Origin of the sequence: Kribbella sp. NPDC058245, assembly GCF_042882005.1 — a bacterium.
GTDB lineage: Bacteria > Actinomycetota > Actinomycetes > Propionibacteriales > Kribbellaceae > Kribbella.
On the sequence record NZ_JBHVWY010000016.1, the window covers coordinates 211,808 to 225,967 of the forward strand.

13 protein-coding genes are annotated in these 14,160 nt (G+C 67.0%); 7 read left to right on the forward strand and 6 right to left on the reverse strand.

Features of this window, described 5'->3' with window-relative positions:
• Nucleotides 1–30 precede the first annotated feature (30 nt).
• Entirely contained in the window at nucleotides 31–288 is a 258-nt protein-coding gene (locus ACFVWG_RS32400) for a hypothetical protein (RefSeq protein ID WP_391547258.1), read from the forward strand.
• Here ACFVWG_RS32400 and ACFVWG_RS32405 read toward each other — a convergent pair.
• Together ACFVWG_RS32405 and ACFVWG_RS32410 are read right to left on the reverse strand one after the other, a co-directional pair.
• Nucleotides 285–899: an NADPH-dependent FMN reductase gene (locus tag ACFVWG_RS32405; protein ID WP_391547259.1), complete on the reverse strand. Its 615-nt coding sequence runs from the start codon at nucleotides 897–899 to the stop codon at nucleotides 285–287. The two genes, ACFVWG_RS32400 and ACFVWG_RS32405, sit on opposite strands and share 4 nt — an antisense overlap.
• A gap of 59 nt (nucleotides 900–958) precedes the next feature.
• Entirely contained in the window at nucleotides 959–1,609 is a 651-nt protein-coding gene (locus ACFVWG_RS32410; protein WP_391547260.1) for a DedA family protein, read from the reverse strand.
• 95 nt (nucleotides 1,610–1,704) lie between these two features.
• On the opposite strand from ACFVWG_RS32410, the gene ACFVWG_RS32415 reads away from it, so the two are divergent.
• The 3 genes from ACFVWG_RS32415 (at nucleotide 1,705) to ACFVWG_RS32425 (ending at nucleotide 4,981) form a co-directional block, all read left to right on the forward strand.
• Nucleotides 1,705–2,454 carry a 6-phosphogluconolactonase gene (locus ACFVWG_RS32415; RefSeq protein ID WP_391547261.1) on the forward strand — a complete coding sequence of 250 codons (750 nt, stop codon included), beginning with the start codon at nucleotides 1,705–1,707 and terminating at the stop codon, nucleotides 2,452–2,454.
• Nucleotides 2,451–3,608, forward strand: coding sequence for an N-acetylglucosamine-6-phosphate deacetylase (nagA, locus tag ACFVWG_RS32420; protein WP_391547262.1), 1,158 nt, complete (start codon nucleotides 2,451–2,453; stop codon nucleotides 3,606–3,608). The genes ACFVWG_RS32415 and nagA overlap by 4 nt, the downstream gene beginning before the upstream one ends.
• 89 nt (nucleotides 3,609–3,697) lie before the next feature.
• Nucleotides 3,698–4,981 (forward strand): MFS transporter, encoded by a 1,284-nt coding sequence (locus tag ACFVWG_RS32425; protein WP_391547263.1) that lies wholly within the window; start codon nucleotides 3,698–3,700, stop codon nucleotides 4,979–4,981.
• Between the two features lie 19 nt (nucleotides 4,982–5,000).
• On the opposite strand, the gene ACFVWG_RS32430 is transcribed toward ACFVWG_RS32425, so the two are convergent.
• The 3 genes from ACFVWG_RS32430 to ACFVWG_RS32440 form a co-directional block, all read right to left on the reverse strand.
• Complete coding sequence (locus ACFVWG_RS32430; protein WP_391547264.1) at nucleotides 5,001–5,354, reverse strand: VOC family protein; 354 nt, start codon at nucleotides 5,352–5,354, stop codon at nucleotides 5,001–5,003.
• A gap of 3 nt (nucleotides 5,355–5,357) precedes the next feature.
• The gene (locus ACFVWG_RS32435) at nucleotides 5,358–6,188 is read right to left on the reverse strand and encodes a MerR family transcriptional regulator (RefSeq protein ID WP_391547265.1); all 831 of its coding nucleotides are present in this window, start codon (nucleotides 6,186–6,188) and stop codon (nucleotides 5,358–5,360) included.
• A gap of 116 nt (nucleotides 6,189–6,304) precedes the next feature.
• A complete protein-coding gene (locus ACFVWG_RS32440) occupies nucleotides 6,305–8,191 on the reverse strand; it encodes a ricin-type beta-trefoil lectin domain protein (RefSeq protein WP_391547266.1) in 1,887 nt (628 codons plus the stop codon).
• Nucleotides 8,192–8,431: 240 nt separating this feature from the next.
• On the opposite strand from ACFVWG_RS32440, the gene ACFVWG_RS32445 reads away from it, so the two are divergent.
• Nucleotides 8,432–9,676, forward strand: a complete 1,245-nt coding sequence (locus ACFVWG_RS32445) for a family 16 glycosylhydrolase (protein ID WP_391547267.1) — start codon at nucleotides 8,432–8,434, stop codon at nucleotides 9,674–9,676.
• Here ACFVWG_RS32445 and ACFVWG_RS32450 read toward each other — a convergent pair.
• Complete coding sequence (locus tag ACFVWG_RS32450) at nucleotides 9,673–10,875, reverse strand: ROK family protein (protein ID WP_391547268.1); 1,203 nt, start codon at nucleotides 10,873–10,875, stop codon at nucleotides 9,673–9,675. The two genes, ACFVWG_RS32445 and ACFVWG_RS32450, sit on opposite strands and share 4 nt — an antisense overlap.
• A 254-nt stretch (nucleotides 10,876–11,129) precedes the next feature.
• On the opposite strand from ACFVWG_RS32450, the gene ACFVWG_RS32455 reads away from it, so the two are divergent.
• Both ACFVWG_RS32455 and ACFVWG_RS32460 read left to right on the forward strand, forming a co-directional pair.
• Complete coding sequence (locus ACFVWG_RS32455) at nucleotides 11,130–12,179, forward strand: LacI family DNA-binding transcriptional regulator (protein ID WP_391547269.1); 1,050 nt, start codon at nucleotides 11,130–11,132, stop codon at nucleotides 12,177–12,179.
• Nucleotides 12,180–12,362: 183 nt separating this feature from the next.
• Nucleotides 12,363–14,045 (forward strand): ABC transporter substrate-binding protein, encoded by a 1,683-nt coding sequence (locus ACFVWG_RS32460; protein WP_391547270.1) that lies wholly within the window; start codon nucleotides 12,363–12,365, stop codon nucleotides 14,043–14,045.
• Nucleotides 14,046–14,160: the final 115 nt, after the last annotated feature.

The following is a 14,160-nucleotide window of genomic DNA, read 5'->3' on the forward strand; positions in this document are numbered from 1 at the left end:
GACCCCGAACGCGCGAACGACAGTCGGAGGATGACGACGAGACTCAGCAAGCTCGCGATCACGGTCGGATCGCTCATCCTGGCGGCCTCGGCGCTGACCGCGTCGCCCGCGACTGCGGCGCCTTCGGGCAACCTGACTGTGCACTGCAAGCTGTACGGCGACGCGGTGGTGTACCCGGGTGGCGTCACCAACATCTGGTACTTCGTCACCGACAACGCCACCCACCAGCAGAAGTACGTGAGCGCCGCCTACCTCGACATCGACGACGCCCAGATCCCCTGGTGCTAGCGCGCGGGCGTCGGCTCCGCGACCGGCTGCAGGGCGGTGGTGGTGGCCTGGATGATGCTGGCGTTGGCGCGGAGCCAACTGGCCAGAACCACCTGCAGGTCCTCGAGATCGCGCTCCTCCAGGATCACCCCGGGCACAGGAACGCTGGCGCCGAGCTCTGCCAAGACCGGGCGCAGGTGCTGATCGGCGAGCAGCTTGTGGCTCGGTGCGGCTGACACAGTCACCGGTACGACGACCGCTCCAGCGAGCGCGCGCGGTGGGAGCACGTCGAGGAAGCTCTTGAGCAGCCCGGTGTAGCTCCCCTTGTAGACCGGCGTAGCGATCACGATCACCGACGCGGACGACACCAGCTCGACCGCGCTCTCCAGCGCTGCTCGGTCCGGCTCAGCAGCCGCCTCTCCTTGGAAGATCGAGGGGGCGATCGTGACGAGGTCGATCAGCTCGTCGATTCGGTACGGCGTTCCTAGCTCGGAGGCGATTAGTTCCGCGACCGAGGCCGCGGCCGCCGCCGTACGGGACCCGGCTTTCGGGTTGCCGACCACGGTGACCACCGACTGCGGCCAGACCGGCGGATCCGGGACGACCTGCGGTTCGAACGCGATTGAGGGCATCTGACCCAGCTCCTGACCATCGGCAAGTGATGGATCGAGCGTAATCAAAGTCCAGCCTGCTACTTGACTTTCTCAGATGCTGATCTTCGGGCGCGCAGCTTGACAACCACGAACCAGCCCACCGCGGCGATCGCTCCGCCTACGACGGCCCACTGGAAGACCCCGACCGACGACTCCACCACGTGCCAGCGCTCGCCGAGTTGGTAGCCGGCCACGATCAGCAGCGTGTTCCAGATCCCACTCCCGACCGTGGTCAGGAGCAGGAAGAGCGGCACCGACATCCGTTCCACCCCAGCCGGAACCGAGATCAGGCTGCGGACTACCGGAACGAGCCGCCCGATCAACACCGCCTTCGGGCCGTGCCGGTTGAACCAGACCTCGGCCTTGTCGACGTCCTCGACCTTCACGAGCGGCAGTTTCCCGGCCAGCCCGCGGGTCCGATCACGCCCGAGGCCCGCACCCACGCCGTACAGGGCAAGGGCACCGACCACCGAACCGAGCGTGGTGAAGACGATCGCGGCGGCCAGACCGAGGTCGCCGCGGCTGGCCGCGAACCCGGCCAGCGGGAGGATCACCTCGCTGGGTAGCGGTGGAAAGAGGTTCTCCAGAGCGACTGCGAGACCGGCACCCGGCGCTCCCAGCCGCTCCATCAGATCAGTGGCCCATCCGGCCAGACCGGTCGGCTCCTGGGTCGCTTGGAGGACGCTCATTCCGCCAAAGTACCCATCAGGGACAACCCTGAGTCACCGGCTTCCCACGGATGCGCGCCCCATACTGGGCTCATCGAACTCGCCAGGGAGGCTCCATGACCGTCGGCATCGACCAGGCCCCGCAGATCAGCACCCACCCGACCCGGTCCGCCCTCGGCCGCGCCGCCGCGACCTGGGCCGCGGAACGGATCCGGCAGGCGATCGAGTCGACCTCCGCCGCCCGCGTCATGCTGGCCGCCGCCCCGAGCCAGGCCGCGACCCTGACCGCACTCGCCGAGGAACCCGGCATCGACTGGAGCCGCGTCGAGTTCTTCCACATGGACGAGTACGTCGGCCTACCGCCGGAAGCACCCCAGGCGTTCGCTACCTGGCTACATCACACCTTCCTGAATAAGGTGCCCCAGGCAACGTTTCGTCCGGTGGCGCCGGGCAACGATCCTGAGACAGCCGCCCATCGCTACGAGCAACTGATGGGCGATACGCCGTTCGACGTCGTACTGCTCGGCCTCGGCGTCAACGGCCACCTCGCCTTCAACGACCCGCCCGCCGACTTCGACGACCCTCGCGCCGCCAAGGTCGTGGCCGTGGACGAAACCAGTCGTCGCCAGCAGGTCGACGAAGGCCACTTCGCCTCACTGTCCGACGTACCGACACACGCCGTCACTGTCACCATCCCCCGCCTACTGAACGCCCGCGACGTGATCGCCTCCGTCCCGGGCGCCCCCAAACGCCAGGCCGTCCACGACACCCTCACCCGCCCCATCGGCCCCGATCACCCCGGTACGGCGCTCCGCACGCACGCCCGCGTTCGCCTCTTCCTCGACCCGGAGTCGGACCCGCGTTGATCGCGCTCACCGGCGCAACCCTCGTCGTCGACGACGCGCTCATTGACGACCACGCACTCGTGATCCGCGATCGACGGATCGACGCGATCGTCCCGGCGAACGACGTACCGGAGACTGCCGAGTTACACGACCTGACCGGGTCCACCATCGTGCCCGGCCTGATCGACGTACACGTCCACGGCGGCGGCGGACACTCCTTCGACGACCCCGACCCGGCCGCGCATCAACAGGTCCTCGACTTCCACGCCCGCCACGGCGTCACCACCCTGCAGGCATCGCTCGTCTCCGCCCACCCGGCCGACCTCGACCGCCAACTCGACGCACTCGCCTCAACAAGAAGCACCAGCCCCGGCCTGTACGGCGTACATCTCGAGGGCCCGTATCTCGCCGTCTCCCAATGCGGTGCCCACGACCCGGCCGCCCTCCGCCCGCCCACCGCGGACGAGGCCGACCGCCTCTTGGCGCGCAATGGCCTCATCACAATGGTCACCGTCGCCCCGGAACTACCCGGCGTACCCGAGTTCACCCGCCGCCTCACCGACGCCGGCGTAGTAGTCGCCGCCGGTCACAGCGAAGCCCGCGCTCCCGAACTGACGGCCGCGGTCGACAACGGCCTCACCCACCTGACCCACCTCTGGAGTTGTCAATCTTCGCTGGTCCGCGAAGGCCCGTGGCGTGTACCCGGCCTCATCGAGGAGTCACTGGCCTCCACCCACCTGATCGGCGAAATCATTGCTGACGGCCACCATCTCCCACCGACCCTGATCGAGATCGCCCGCCGCTGCCTGGGCGACCGCCTCATCGCCGTCTCCGACGCCACCGCCGGCGCCGGTATGCCCGAGGGCTTCCGGTACCGCCTCGGCATCATCGACTGCGAAGTCGCCTCCGGCGTCGGCATGGTCGTCGGCGCCAACGCCTTCGGCGGCAGCACCACTCCCCTGGACGGCATGCTCGCCCACCTCCACCGCGACCTCGGCTGGCCGCTCCCCGAAGCCGTAGCCGCCACCAGCACTCGGCCCGCCCAAGTCCTCAATCTCGCCCACCGCAAAGGCCGTCTAGCCGCAGGCCACGACGCCGACCTAGCCGTCCTCACCCCCGCTCTCACCGTCCAAGCCACGATGCGCGCCGGCCACTGGATCCACGAAGAATCATAACGAGACACTGTGTCTCGAATCTGTTAGGGTGACCGTGACAGGGCAGGGTGCCTTGCGACGGGGAGGGTCTGATGTGCCGAGCGTGTGGCGTGAGCAGCCACCAGGCGGAAGCGGAGCGGGTGCGGGTACCGCGGTTCGCCGGCTTGCGGAACCGGGATGCGCGTCCGTACCTGTTCGGAACCGGTCTGGCGATGATGGGCGACAACATCGAGCACGTCATCACCTACTGGGTTTTGTGGCGCGAGTTCCATTCGCCCGCCCTCGCGGGGTTCCAGGTCATCAGCCACTGGCTGCCGTTCCTGCTCTTCTCCGTGCTGTCCGGATCACTCGCCGACCGCTACGACTGCCGGCGCATCATCCAGTCCGCGCAGGCGTTGTTCATGTTCGTCTCGCTCTGCTGGGGACTGCTCTTCCTGACTGGCTCACTCCAGATCTGGCACGCGTGTGTCCTGCTCGTGCTGCACGGATGCGCCGGCGCACTCTGGGGTCCCGCCGAGCAGATGATGCTCCACGACTTCGTCGGCCGCGATGACCTACCGAGCGCCGTACGGCTCAACGCGACCTTCCGCAGCCTCGGCGTCCTGTGCGGCCCTGTTGTCGGCTCGCTCTTCCTCCTTCTTCTCGGACCCACCGGCGGCATCTTCGCCAACATCGCGATCTACCTGCCGCTGACGATCTTTCTCTTCCGCACCCGCTTCACCGGCCACCTCCGCGAGGAGGTCGTGGCTCGCCCCCGGCTCGGCCCGATCGCCGCCCTCCGCGCTGCCCGGGGTGCGTCGATCGGCCCGACCATCGGCAGCATGATCATCCTGGCCGGGCTGGGTTCCTTCTTCGTCGGCGCCTCGATCCAGACCGCGATGCCCGAGTTCGCCGAGTCACTCGGCGCAGGCTCCGCAGGTCTCACGTACGGCGCTCTGCTGTTCGCCTCCGGATTCGGTGGAGTGGTCGGCGGCTTCGTCATCGAGGCAACCGGCTGGCTCCGCCCCACCGTGCGAACCGCGGTCGTCGGCACCGTGCTCTACGGCCTGAGCATCGTCGTCTTCGCGCTCACCAACAACTACGTCCTGGCCCTCCTCATGCTGATGGTCAGCGGCGTCGCGAACTTCGTCTCCATGTCCGTCTCCCAAACAGTCGTCCAACTAGAAGCTCCACCCGCCGACCGCGGCCGCATCATCGGGCTCTACAACACCTCTTCCGGCGGCCTCCGCATCGGCAGCGGTCTCACCGTCGGCTTCGCCGGCGCCGCCATCGGCATCAAGTGGTCCCTCAGCCTCAGCGCCACCGTCCTCACGATCGCCGCCCTGGCCACCGGCGCCTACGCCGTCTTCAAACGCACCCGACGCCCAGCCACAACAACCGCCCCACCCACCTGATCGGTGAGTCCTGCCGGTCCTAGGCCTTGTGGTCGGCGAGGTCGAAGACGTTGCCTTCGGGGTCGGCGAGGGTGATCCAGTGCACGCCGTACTCGGTGTGCTCGTCGAGGCGTTTGGCGCCGAGGGCGACCAGGCGGTCGAGCTCGGTGGCCCAGTCGGCGGTGGCGAGGTCGAGGTGCAGGCGGTTCTTGACAGTGCGGGGCTCGGGAACCTGGAGGAACATCAGCGTCGGTCCGTCGGCGGCGCGGTTCACGGTAGCGAAGAATTCGTTGCTGTCGGCATCGACGTCGACCGAGAGGACGCCGGCCCAGAAAGTGGCCAGGGTGGCGGCGTCGGAGCAGTCGAAGGCGATGTTCTCGAGGGTGATGGACATGGTTCAGCCTTTCGAAGCAGGAGAGACAGGGATCCGCTGGATCGGCCAGCAGACCTCAGTGCGATAGGAACTCTCATCCGGGGTGTCCCCCGGCGAGACGACGTACAGCTCGCGGATCGGGCCAGGCGCAACCGTGCAGTGCTCAGCGACGTGCGAGCCGAGAGCGCCGTACGTGCGGTCGAAGTCGGCCATCGCGCCGGCGTGCACCCCGATGGCGAAGTAGCCGCCCGGCAGATCGACCAACTCGAAACCGTCAGCCGACTCAGCAGTCGGCGCGACCGGAAGGAAGGCGACGACCTCGCCGACATCTTCGGTGAAGAAGTCGTCGCTGTACGTCGCTCCGGCGGTGGCCACGATCTGACGAGCAGCCGCCAGCGCATCCAGCCGACCGAAGACGTCGACGCACCACGCCCCGATCTGCGATCGCTCGACGTGATCGCGGACGGCATACGCGCGGAACGGCGGAATGTAGCGGTAGTCGACCTGCATCGGCTCAGGATCGGTCGTCAGCAGACTGCGCAGCGAGGTGACCACATCCCGCGTCACCTGCAGCTCGGCCTCCATCCGGTCGAGATGCGCGCGCAGCGTCTCCTCCCGCGCACTCCGGTCGGTCGACGAGACCACAGCCTGTACGTCGGTGAGCGGCATCCGCAGGTCACGGAGTCGCCGGATGAGCAACGCGGTGCCGACCTGGACCGTTTCATACCGCCGATACCCGGATGACGGATCCACGAACGCGGGCGCGAGCAGCCCGATGTCGTGGTAGTGGTGCAGCGTCTTCACGCTGAGGTTGGTCATCCGCGAGAACTCGCCGACCGTCACTGTCGCCGTCATGGAAGCAAGCTTGGACCCTCCGGTAACCGGAGGGTCAAATGCAGCGGCAAATACGCCCGAAACAAGGCCCGCCCGGGGGCGGGCGGGCGGGCCTCGGTGACGAGTCAGGGATCAGGTCAGGAGATCGTCCACTTCTGGTTGGCGCCGCCACCGCAGGTCCAGATCTGCAGTGGTGTCGCGTTGGCCGAGTTGTTCCCGGTCACGTCGAGGCACTTCCCAGCCTGTGGATTCACCAGGTCGTTGTTCGAGTAGGTCCACTGCTGATTGGGACTCCCGGCAACACAAGACCACAGCTGGACGCGGGTGCCGTCGGCCGTGCCACCACCGGTGACGTCGAGACACTTGCCCAGCGCCTGGAGGGTGTTACCGGAACGGGTCCACTGCTGTGCGGCCGAGCCGTTGCAGTCGTAGATCTGGACGGCCGTGCCGTCAGCCGGGTTCGCACCCGCCACGTCGATGCACTTGCCGGCCAGACCGGTGATCTGGCCACCGGTACCGCCGCCACCCTGCGTGCCGCTCCACACAAAGGTGGCCGACGTCTTCGTGGGCAGCGTGTAGGTGAAGGACTGGCTACCCCAGTTCACGCGCACCGACTGCGAGCCGCCGGTGGTGTTGAACGCGATCAGCGCCTTCGACCCGTCCGGGTTCTTCCACGCCACGTTCTTCACCGAGGCGTTCGCCGTCGAGTCGATCCGCAGCGCACCCGGCCGCACGAACTTGGTCAGGTGTCCCATCGTGTAGTACTCGACCGTCTTGTCCACCTGCCCCGCACGACTGCCACCACGCTGCACCGTCACCAAGCCGGTACACACGTTGCACCCCGCACCGACGTACGGGAGGTGGTTCTGGTCGAGGGCGAGGCCCCACTTGATCCACGACTTGTCCCAGTTGCGGGTGTAGTCGATCAGGTTGTTCATGTCCTCGACCTGCTGGTTCGGGATCCAGGTACCGCCCGAGTGCTCGGTCATGTAGGCGTTGACCGCCGGGTACTGGTTGTGGATCTGCGTCTGCAGGTTCACGTCACCGCCGTACCCGTGCCAGGCGATGCCGCCGAACAGCGGGTCGCTGCGCAGCCCGGCATCGGCGAGCGGCACCGAACCGAGGTCGTTGTAGTTGCCCCAGTTGTAGTCCAGCACCATCACCTTGGTGGTGATCCCGGCCGCCCGGAACGCCGGGAAGAGGTGGTTCTTGGTGAAGTTCAGCAGCCCGGCGCCGTTCCAGTTCATCGACGCGTAGCCGGTGTCGTCGGTACCGCAACAGGTCGGTTCGTTCTGCACGGTCACGTAGTCGATGTGGTTGCCCTGGGCCTCGTTCTGCTGCACGTACTTGACGAAGTACTGCGCGTACATCGGGTAGTACTCGGCCTTCAGCCAGCCACGGTTGGTGAACTTGTTGTTGTCCTTCATCCAGGCCGGAGCACTCCACGGCGACCCCATCACCTTCAGGTTCGGGTTCAGCTGCTTGGCCTGCTTGGTCAGCGGTACGACGTCAGCCAGGTCGTGATTGATGGTGAAGTCGTTCAGATCGCAGCAGGTGTCGTCGTACGAGTAGTTGAACCGGGCCAGGTCGGAGGCGCCCATCGGGTTGCGGGTGAACGACAGCCCGATCCCGTTGACCGGGTCGAACAGGTCCTTCATCACCTGGTTGCGGGTCGCGGCCGAGATCGTGTTGCTGCTGTTCAGCAGCCAGGCGGAGCTGTCGGCGAACGAGGCGCCGCCGCCCTCCCAGGACTGGTACGTCGTGTTCTCGTTGACCGTGATCGTCTGGTTCGCCGAACCGCCGGCCGGGCCGAAGTTGACCGGCGTCTGCTGCTGCAGACCGCGGGTCACGTTCTGGCCGGCCGAGTCGTTGGTGGTGGTCAGGTAGACGTTGACCTGTTCACCGGCGGCTTGGGCGGTCGGTGCGGTCGCCGTACCGAAACCGAGGCCGGCGGCGACGGCGCACAGCGCGGCCACGGCCACCGGTAGGACGCGGGCAGGACGAGATAACCCGTTCGCGGGCATGGGCGGACTCCCTTGTCTGCAAGGAATGCAATGCTGGCAAAGTTGTGGCGTCTGCCCGCGCCGCAACGGTGTGTCAGCACGAGGGAACCATCGGTGGTCACCGGTGTCAACGCCACAGCAACGACTTTTTTCAGGTCTTTTATTTAGTCCCGGCCTTGACGTGAAAGCGTTCTCACGCCAAGCTCCGGGACCAAATCCCTGTCTCGTTCCTGCTCCGCCCCCGTGAGAAATGAGGCACGCATGAGACTCCAGCGTTCCCGCGTCGCGGCCATCGTCGCGATGAGTGCCGCCCTCGTCGGCACCAGCCTTCTGCAAGCACCCGCCCAAGCCCAGCAACAGGCACCGCAGGTCGCCAACGCCGCGTTGGCGACGACCTTCGAGGACAACTTCGACGGTCCGGCCGGCCAGGCGCCGGACGCCAGCAAGTGGCGCTACGACATCGGTGGCTCCGGCTGGGGCAACGACGAACGCCAGTACTACACCAACAGCACCCGCAACTCCGCCAAGGACGGCAACGGCAACCTGGTGATCACTGCCCGCCAGGAAAGCGGCGGGTTCCAGTGCCACTACGGCACGTGCCAGTACACGTCGGCCCGGCTGCTCACCGCGCAGACCTTCACCCAGACGTACGGCCGCTGGGAGGCCCGGATCAAGATCCCCGGCACCCAGGGTGTCTGGCCGGCGTTCTGGATGCTCGGCGCCCAAGGTGGCGGCTGGCCGAACAACGGCGAGATCGACATCATGGAGAACATCGGCCGCGAGCCGAACACCGTGCACGGCACGATCCACGGCCCGGGTTACTCCGGCGCCGAGGGCATCGGCGCGGCGTACAACTCGCCGAACGGCCAGCCGTTCCGCAACGACTTCCACACCTACCGCGTCGACTGGGCGCCGGACTCGATCACCTGGTTCGTCGACGGCGTGCAGTACCAGCGCCGGACGCCGGCCGACCTCGGTGGCGACCAGTGGGTCTTCAACCACCCGTTCTTCATGATCATGAACGTCGCGGTCGGCGGCTACTGGCCGGGCTACCCCGACGGTTCCACCCAGATGCCGCAGACGATGACGATCGACTACGTCCGCGTCTCGACCCTGGACGGCGGTGGCGGCGGCGCCGGCACGATCACCGGCCTGGCCGGCAAGTGCCTGGACGTCGCGGGCGCCAACGCCGCGGACGGTACGGCGGTCCAGCTCTACGACTGCAACGGTACGGCGGCGCAGACGTGGAGCCGTCCCGGTGACGGCACCATCCGTGCCCTGGGCAAGTGCCTCGACGTGGCGAACGCCGGAACCGCCGACGGCACCAAAGTCCAGATCGCGACCTGCAACGGCAATACCGCCCAGCAGTGGACCGCCAACGCAGCAAAGGATCTGGTGAACAGAGGCAAGTGCCTCGATGTCACCGGCAACAATTCGGCGAACGCCACCCCGACCCAGATCTGGACCTGTAGCGGTGGCGCCAACCAGAAGTGGACCCTGAACTAACTCAGCACCTTGGACGGGGGTAACGCGCCCCCGTCCTGCAGCAACCGCAGGATCGGCAGGGTCGCGGCGCCCAGAGCAACGGCGTCGCGGCCCAGTTCGCACAGCACGATCGAGACCTGGGAATAGGGCTGGCGGAGTGCGTGCCGGCCGACTGCCTCGCGCAGCCGCGGCAGGTAGCGCTCCCCCAGCAACAGCCCGGCCCAGCCACCGAGGACGATCCGCTCGGGGTTGACCAGGTTGACCAGATTCGCGAAGCCCGCAGCGAGATAGCCGATCGTGTCATCCACGATCGTTGCCGCCACCTCCGATTTCTCCGCCGCCGCGAGCAGTTCGGCGAATGCCGCCTCCTCGTCCTCGGCCGACAACTCCCCGCCGGCCTGGCGATAGCGGTCGAGCACGTCCTCGGCACCGACGTACGCCTCGAGGCAGCCGGCGGCTCCACACCGGCACCCGCGACCGCCGTACATGATCGTTGTGTGGCCCCACTCGCCCGCACTGCTGCGCGTCCCGCGGTAGCTGGATCCACCGGTGACAAGGGCTGCGCCGACCCCTGAGCCGACCAGCGCGACCACCGCGTCGGTCGCGCCGCGGCCCGCGCCGAACCACATCTCGGCCTGGCCGAGGGTGTTCGCGCCGTTGTCCACGAGGATCGGAATATCGGTGCCCTCGGCAAGCATCTGCCCGAACGGTACGGCGTCCCACCCGAGAGTCTGGGCATGGACGACGGCATCCGCGTCAACGATTCCGAACACCGCGACGCCGAGCCCAAGCACCGACGACGCCTGTACGCCGGAGGTGCTGATCACGCTCGTGAGTCCTTCCAGCACGTGCTTTACGACGGCCTCCGGCTCCAGCGCATCGATCGTGTGATCAACGGTGGCGAGCACGTTCAGCGCGAGGTCGAACAGCTCGACCCGGACGCGCGTCTCGCCGACCTCGGCACCGACGACGTACCGGAAATCGGGGGCGACGCGCAGCAGCACCCGCGGCCGGCCGCCTTCGGACTCGACCGAGCCGGCCTCCTCGACAACGCCTTCCGCGATCAGTTCGGTGACGAGGTTGCTGACGCTGGCCGCACTGAGCGACGTACGGGTGCTCAGCTCTTGCCGGCTGAGCGGTCCGTCGCGGTAGATGCCGGTCAGAATCACCGATCGGTTGGACCGGCGCATGTCCCGCACCGTCGTCCGCCGATACTCCATTGCCCCAGCCCCTTGCCGAAACCCCCGGCCCCTGGCGGACCGCTGGACCAGAGTCCATCACGCCCAGCGGCCAACCCGGAAGACATGACTTCTTCCAGATCGTGAATTAAGTCGTGATTCGTTACCCCACCGTGATTGACGAGACCTGGGTCACTCGGCTTCACTCTACGGAACCGCTTCCGAAACCGGTTCCGCAACGGGAGCGCAACACTGCAGCAACATCCGCCACCCCACCGCTCGAGGGGAGTTTCCGCGTGTCCATCACCATCGCCGACGTCGCCGCACGGGCCGGCGTGAGCAAGACGACCGTGTCGCGCGTCCTGAACGGCAAGGGTGAACTCGACCTGCGCACCGCCGAGCGGGTCCGCGCCGTGATCGCCGAGCTCGGTTACGTGCCGAGCGCCCGGGCGGTCGGTCTGGCCCGCGGCCGGACCCGGGTCGTCGGGATGCTGGTCCCCTCGCTGACCTGGCCCTGGATGGGCGAGGTGTTGCAGGGCGCGGTGGACGTGGTGGAGAGCGAGGGCTACGGCCTGCTGCTGTTCACCTTCAACCGGGGCGCGGAGTCGATGCACCAGTTCGCCTCCCAGGTGTCCTCGCAGTCGTTCGACGGCCTGCTGGTGATCGAGCCCGAGGGCACGCTCACCTACATCGAGCAGCTGCATGCCCGCGGCCTGCCGGTGGTGCTGATCGACGACCGCGACCACCGCCCCCAGTTCCCGTCCGTCGCCACCACCAACTACGCCGGCGGCCAGTCCGCTGCCCGGCATCTGATCGAGCTCGGACGGCACCGGCCGCTGGTGATCACCGGTGTCGAACGGTTCGGCTGTACCCACGAACGCCTGGACGGTTTCCGCGACACCTACGCGGAGGCCGGCATCGAGCTCGACCCGAGACTCGTGTCCGAAGGTGACTTCACCCACGAGAGCGGACGCCGCGGCGTCCAGCAGGCGCTCGACCAGCGTCTGGACTTCGACGCGGTCTTCGCGCACAACGACCTGTCCGCCGGCGGTGCCATGCAGGCCGTCCGGGAGACCGGGCGGAACGTGCCGAACGACGTGTCGGTCGTCGGGTTCGACGACATCCCGTACGCCCAGCACACCGAACCGCCGTTGACCACGGTGCATCAGCCGATGCGCCAGATGGGGCAGGCGGCGGCCCGGATGCTGATGGGCTATTTCGGCGGTACGCCGCTGCCGAGCGAACCCCAAGTGCTGCCCACGACACTGATCGTCCGCAGCTCAACTGCACCCAAGTCCATCCCTCGGACCAGTACGCCCGCCCCCTCCGTCCGGTCCCACCACTGAGGCTCCGGCGGCGGGGCAGCTGCCCCTGCTCCGCCGCCGGTGAACACCTCGATACCGATCCGTTAAGGCGTCCGCTCTTCCGATGAGAGCGCTTTCACGCCACTATGCACTGGCCCACCCAGGCTCAGGGGTGGACCAAGCAAGGTATTTACGCCGCCACACACAGATACACAGGAGGAACCGATGCGAGCACGACGGAGCGTCGCGCTGGCCCTGACGGGCTTGCTCGCGGCAGCCACACTGGCTGCCTGCAGTAACGGGGACGGTAAGACCAACGGAAGCGGTTCCGGCACCGCCGCGACCGTGCTGAACGTCGGTATGCCGAACGGGCCGCAGACCGATAACAACAACCCGTTCCTCGGCTCCTCCGCGGGTGCCTCGCTCGGGTACCGGTGGATGATCTTCGAGCCGCTGGTGATGATCAACGGGATCAAGCCGTCCGAGCCGGGCAAGCCCTGGCTGGCGACCGAGTGGAAGTGGGACGCCAACTTCACCAAGCTGTCGTTCACCATCCGGGACGGCGTGAAGTGGTCCGACGGTACGCCGATGACGGCGGCGGACGTGGCCTACACGTTCCAGCTGCGCAAGGACCACGAGGCGCTGAACACCGACGCCATCCCGTACGGCACGATCACGCAGACCGGCAACAAGGTCGACCTGACCTTCACCCGGTCGCAGTTCACCAACCAGAACAAGGTCCTGACCGTCTTCGTGGCGCAGAAGGCCCAGTGGTCGGCGATCAAGGACCCGACCCAGGACACCCTGAAGACCCCGGTCGGCACCGGCCCGTACAAGATCAAGTCGTTCACGCCGCAGACCACCACGCTGGAGCTGCGCGACTCGTACTGGCAGGACCTTCCGAAGGTCAAGGAGCTGCGGTACACGTCGTACAACGACAACAACGCGCAGACCACCGCGCTGGCCAACGGCGCCTCGGAGTGGAGCTTCGTCTTCGTCCCGAACGTGAAGGCCGTCTTCCAGGACAAGGACCCGAAGAACCACAAGCTGTACTTCCCGGCGAACCTGGGCATCCACGGTCTGTGGATCAACACCACCAAGAAGCCGTTCGACGACCCCGCGCTGCGCAAGGCGATGGACAAGGTCATCAACCGCGACGACATCTTCCAGCAGGGTGAGGCCGGGTACTTCTACCCGAAGGTCGAGTCCGTCACGGGCATCCCGACCCCGGCCGGTGACTCGTTCATCGCCCCGGAGTTCAAGGACAAGAAGCACGTCGTCGACGTCGAGGGCGCGAAGAGCGACCTGGCCGCGGCCGGTTACAAGCTCGAGGGCGACGTGCTGAAGGACAAGACCGGCAAGCCGGTGACGATCACGCTGACCAACCCGGCCGGCTGGTCGGACTACATCACCGACCTCGAGATCATCAAGGACAACCTGTCCACGATCGGCATCAAGGCGACCGTCGACAAGGCCAACCAGGACGCCTGGACGAAGAACATCGACCAGGGCAACTTCGACGCCGCGATGCACTGGACGAACGGCGGCGCGACGCCGTACGACATCTACCAGAACATCATGGACGGCAAGATCATGAAGCCGATCGGCAAGGGCGGCTCGAGCGGTAACTACGGGCGCTTCAACTCACCCGAGGCGACCAAGGCGCTGGACCAGTACGCCAACGCGGCCGACGACGCCACCCGCACCACGGCGCTGAACACGCTGCAGAAGATCATGGTCGACCAGATGCCGATCATCCCGACCTCGGCCTCGAACGTCGGTGGCCTCTACAGCACCAAGAACTGGGTCGGCTGGCCGGACGAGCAGAACTCGTACGCACCTGGACAGCCCACGCAGCAGAACGCGCTGCAGATCGTCCTGAACCTGAAGCCTGCCGGCTCTCAGTGAGGCGGACCGGGGGGGGGGGGGGGGGGGAAAAAGAAAAAGGGGTTGTGGGGCGGTGCCCACTACATTGGTGGCATGGGAGGGTTCACGCATGTTCATCGTGTGGTGCACCCTGCCT